This is a genomic window from Pseudomonas edaphica, assembly GCF_005863185.1.
Classification (GTDB): domain Bacteria; phylum Pseudomonadota; class Gammaproteobacteria; order Pseudomonadales; family Pseudomonadaceae; genus Aquipseudomonas; species Aquipseudomonas edaphica.
Genome location: NZ_VBVZ01000658.1, coordinates 1 through 3,289, shown reverse-complemented (window position 1 = coordinate 3,289; position 3,289 = coordinate 1). Strand labels below are relative to the sequence as shown.

Annotated in this window: 4 protein-coding genes; all 4 read right to left on the bottom strand. The window is 61.0% G+C overall.

Annotated features, from left to right (window positions below):
* Window positions 1-24: 24 nt before the first annotated feature.
* Window positions 25-1,404, bottom strand: a complete 1,380-nt coding sequence (locus tag FEM54_RS28455) for an LLM class flavin-dependent oxidoreductase (RefSeq protein ID WP_099550535.1) — start codon at window positions 1,402-1,404, stop codon at window positions 25-27.
* Entirely contained in the window at window positions 1,404-1,730 is a 327-nt protein-coding gene (locus FEM54_RS28450) for an acyl-CoA dehydrogenase (protein ID WP_138453846.1), read from the bottom strand. The genes FEM54_RS28455 and FEM54_RS28450 overlap by 1 nt, the downstream gene beginning before the upstream one ends.
* A 12-nt stretch (window positions 1,731-1,742) precedes the next feature.
* Window positions 1,743-2,939 (bottom strand): SfnB family sulfur acquisition oxidoreductase, encoded by a 1,197-nt coding sequence (locus FEM54_RS28445; RefSeq protein ID WP_138453845.1) that lies wholly within the window; start codon window positions 2,937-2,939, stop codon window positions 1,743-1,745.
* A gap of 154 nt (window positions 2,940-3,093) precedes the next feature.
* On the bottom strand, window positions 3,094-3,289 hold a 196-nt coding region (locus FEM54_RS28440; protein ID WP_138453844.1), incomplete at its 5' end, for a cupin domain-containing protein.

Below are 3,289 nucleotides of genomic sequence, written 5' to 3'. Positions count from 1 at the left end.
CCCACATGGACCGAGGTGCTTCAGTTAGATTGCAGTGGCTTTGAGGTCGCGGTAGCTTGCACCCGGATGGTTTGGGGCCAGCCGCGCACCGTCGCCGAATAGCTTTTCGCGCAGGGTGCCCTGGGCGTACTCGGTCTTGTACACGCCGCGCTTTTGCAACTCCGGCACGAGCAGGTCCACGGCGTCGATGAAGGTTTCATGGGTCAGCGCGTATGCCAGGTTAAAACCATCCACGTCGGTCTCTTCGACCCACTCCTGCAACAGGTCGGCCACGGTTTCCGGGCCGCCCACGAACAACGGGCCAAAGCCGCCGATGCCAACCCAATCGGCCAGTTCATTGGGCGTCCAGACCTTGTTCGGGTCCGCCGTGGAGAAGGCTTCCACCGCCGATTGAATCGCGTTGGTGTGTACATGCTTGAGCGGCTCATCGGGCTTGAACTGGCTGAAGTCGATGCCGGTCCAGCCGGAGATCAGCGCCATTGCGCCCTCGTAGCTGACGTAGGATTTGTATTCGTCAAACTTGGCTTTGGCCTTGGCATCGGTCTCGCCAACGATCACCGTTTGCAAGTTGAAGATCAGGATTTTCTTCGGATCTCGCCCGGCCTCAGCGGCTCGGCGGCGGATGTCGGCGACGGTTTTTTTCAGCAGCACCTTGGACGGTGCGGCCACGAACACGCACTCGGCCTGTTCGGCGGCAAACTGCTTGCCACGGCTGGAGGCACCAGCCTGGTACAACACCGGCGTGCGTTGCGGCGACGGCTCGCAGAGGTGAATGCCGGGCACCTGGAAGTGTTTGCCGACATGGCGTATCTCGTGGATTTTGCTCGGGTCGCTGAAAATGCGACGCTCGCGATCACGCAGCACGGCGCCCTCTTCCCAACTGCCTTCCCAGAGTTTGTAGCAAACCTCCAGGTATTCCTCGGCATAGTCGTAGCGCGCATCGTGTTCGGTCTGGGCTTTCTGACCGAGGTTCTTGGCGCCGCTTTCCAGGTAGGACGTGACGATGTTCCAGCCGACACGCCCTTTGGTCAGGTGGTCGAGGGTCGAGAGCCTGCGGGCGAACGGATACGGATGTTCAAATGACAAAGAAGCGGTCAGGCCAAACCCCAGGTGTTCGGTGACCAACGCCATCGGCGCAATCAGCGACAGCGGGTCGTTGACCGGCACTTGTGCAGCCTGGCGAATCGCCGCGTCGCCATTGCCGTTGTACACGTCGTAGATGCCCAGCACGTCGGCGATAAACAGGCCGTCAAACTTGCCACGCTCAAGAATTTTGGCGAGGTCCGTCCAGTACTCCAGATCCTTGTACTGCCACGAGCGGTCACGCGGGTGCGCCCACAAGCCGGGAGATTGATGGCCTACGCAGTTCATGTCGAAGGCATTCAAGCGGATTTCACGGGACATCAAAGCACTCCGTTGAGGTGGTAGTTGCCGACGATCTGATATTTGCGCCGCAGTGGGTCGTCGAGGGTCGACGCCAGCGCGGTACGTTGGCCGGTGAGTTCAAATTCGGCATTACTGGCGGCAATCAAGGCTTCGGCGGCGGCGATTTGTGCTTCGGTCAACGCCACCGGGCTTGGGTGGGTTTCAGCGCGTTCAAACAAGGCGGCGGCTACGTCGACGCGGATCTGCAAGTCGCCAAAGCGGCTGATCACGTACGGGTCATCGCTGGCGTGTACAAACCGTCGGGTACTTTCCAGCAGTTGGCGCGCTTGATTCAGGGCGGTCATGAATAAATATCCTCAGTTCCAGGCGTGGCGCGCAGGCTTCACGCCGTTGAGCACGAAGTTGCCAATCAGGTGGTATTTCCAGCGGGCCGGGTCATGCAGGGTGTGGGTGCGTGCGTTGCGCCAGAAGCGGTCGAGGTTGTGCTTGCCGGTGACCGAGCGGGTGCCGGCCAGTTCGAAGAGTTTGCTGCTGGCGAGCAAGGCGGTTTCGGCCGACAGCACTTTGGCCTGGGCGACCACCAGCGAGGCGTTGGCGACTGTGTCTTCGTTGGGCTCGGCCAGGGCCAGGTCGACAGCCTTGCCGGCCCTGGCAAGGATCGCTTCGGTGCCGTGCACGCGCCATTGCAGATCGCCAATGGCCGCGATGGTGAACGGGTCTTGCCAGCCGTGATCCTGTTGGCTGTCGATCCAGGGCCGCGCCTGGCGGGCGTAGATTTTTGCCTGTTCGAGGGCACCCAGGGCGATGCCGGTGTCGACGGCAGCCTGGATAATCTGCGAGATCGGGCCGTTGGCGGTGGGCTGGTCGAAGGCTTGGTGCGCAGGAATGATCGCGCTAAGGGGCACGCTGACGCCGTCGAGGGTCACGCCGCCACTGGCGGTGGTACGCTGGCCGAAGCCGTCCCAGCTATCAATCACGGTTAGGCCCGGCGCATCGCGTTCGACAAAGGCAATAAACGCCTGGCCGTTCTCGTTGTTGCCGACCGTGGGCACGAGGTGGGCAAACAGCCCGCCGGTGCAGTAGAACTTCTCGCCATTGATAGAGGCCGTGTCGCCGTCAAAACGAATCTGAGTGTCGAAGGTGCCGGCGTTTTTGCTCTTGGCTTCAGAAAAGGCATTACCGAAACGATAGCCGGCCAAGACCTTGCCGAAATAGTGACGCTTTTGTTCCTCGCTGGCGGTTTGCAGCAGGATGTCCACCACGCCCAAATGATTTTGTGGGATTTGCCCCAGCGACGGGTCGGCGGCGGAGATCAACTTGATCACCTCGGCCACCGTTACATAAGACACCTCGGCGCCGCCGTAGGCCTTGGGAATGGTGATGCCCCACAAGCCGCTGGCAGAAAACTCATCAAGCTCGGCCACCGGCAGGCGCCGCTCGCGGTCGCGCACGCTGGCGTCAACGGCAAAGCGCGCGGCCAAGCGCGTCGCGACTTCAATGGCTTCGGCATCCGAGCGGATGATATGGGCAGGTTGTTGAGGGTGGGCTGACATGGGCCGACTCCAGGCTCCGATGGGTTACCGGAGCAATTGCAGGAGTCATGCCTGAATTTAATCGTCAGCAAAATCAGGCGGTTGCTGGCTTTAAGAGGCTGTTGAGCGCGTTTCAAACCAACAAAGTGTGCATCCACTGTTGCCGGGCCAACAGTTAGATCACCACGTTGCGCACAAACCGCACGGCAACATCGCCGTCATTGCGATAGCCGTGCACGTTGCGGCTGGCGAACATGTAGAACTCACCGGCCGCCACGTGTTTTTGTTCCTCGCCCACCAGCAAGGTCAGGCAGCCTTCGAACACAAACAGCTGCACGCTCCAGCCGTCCGGGTCGGGGTCGGGGCTGTAG

Bases quoted from the DNA above. Each gene is read 5' to 3' on its own strand.
- FEM54_RS28455 (WP_099550535.1), bottom strand. From the start codon at position 1,404: ATGTCCCGTGAAATCCGCTTGAATGCCTTCGACATGAACTGCGTAGGC.
- FEM54_RS28450 (WP_138453846.1), bottom strand. From the start codon at position 1,730: ATGACCGCCCTGAATCAAGCGCGCCAACTGCTGGAAAGTACCCGACGG.
- FEM54_RS28445 (WP_138453845.1), bottom strand. From the start codon at position 2,939: ATGTCAGCCCACCCTCAACAACCTGCCCATATCATCCGCTCGGATGCC.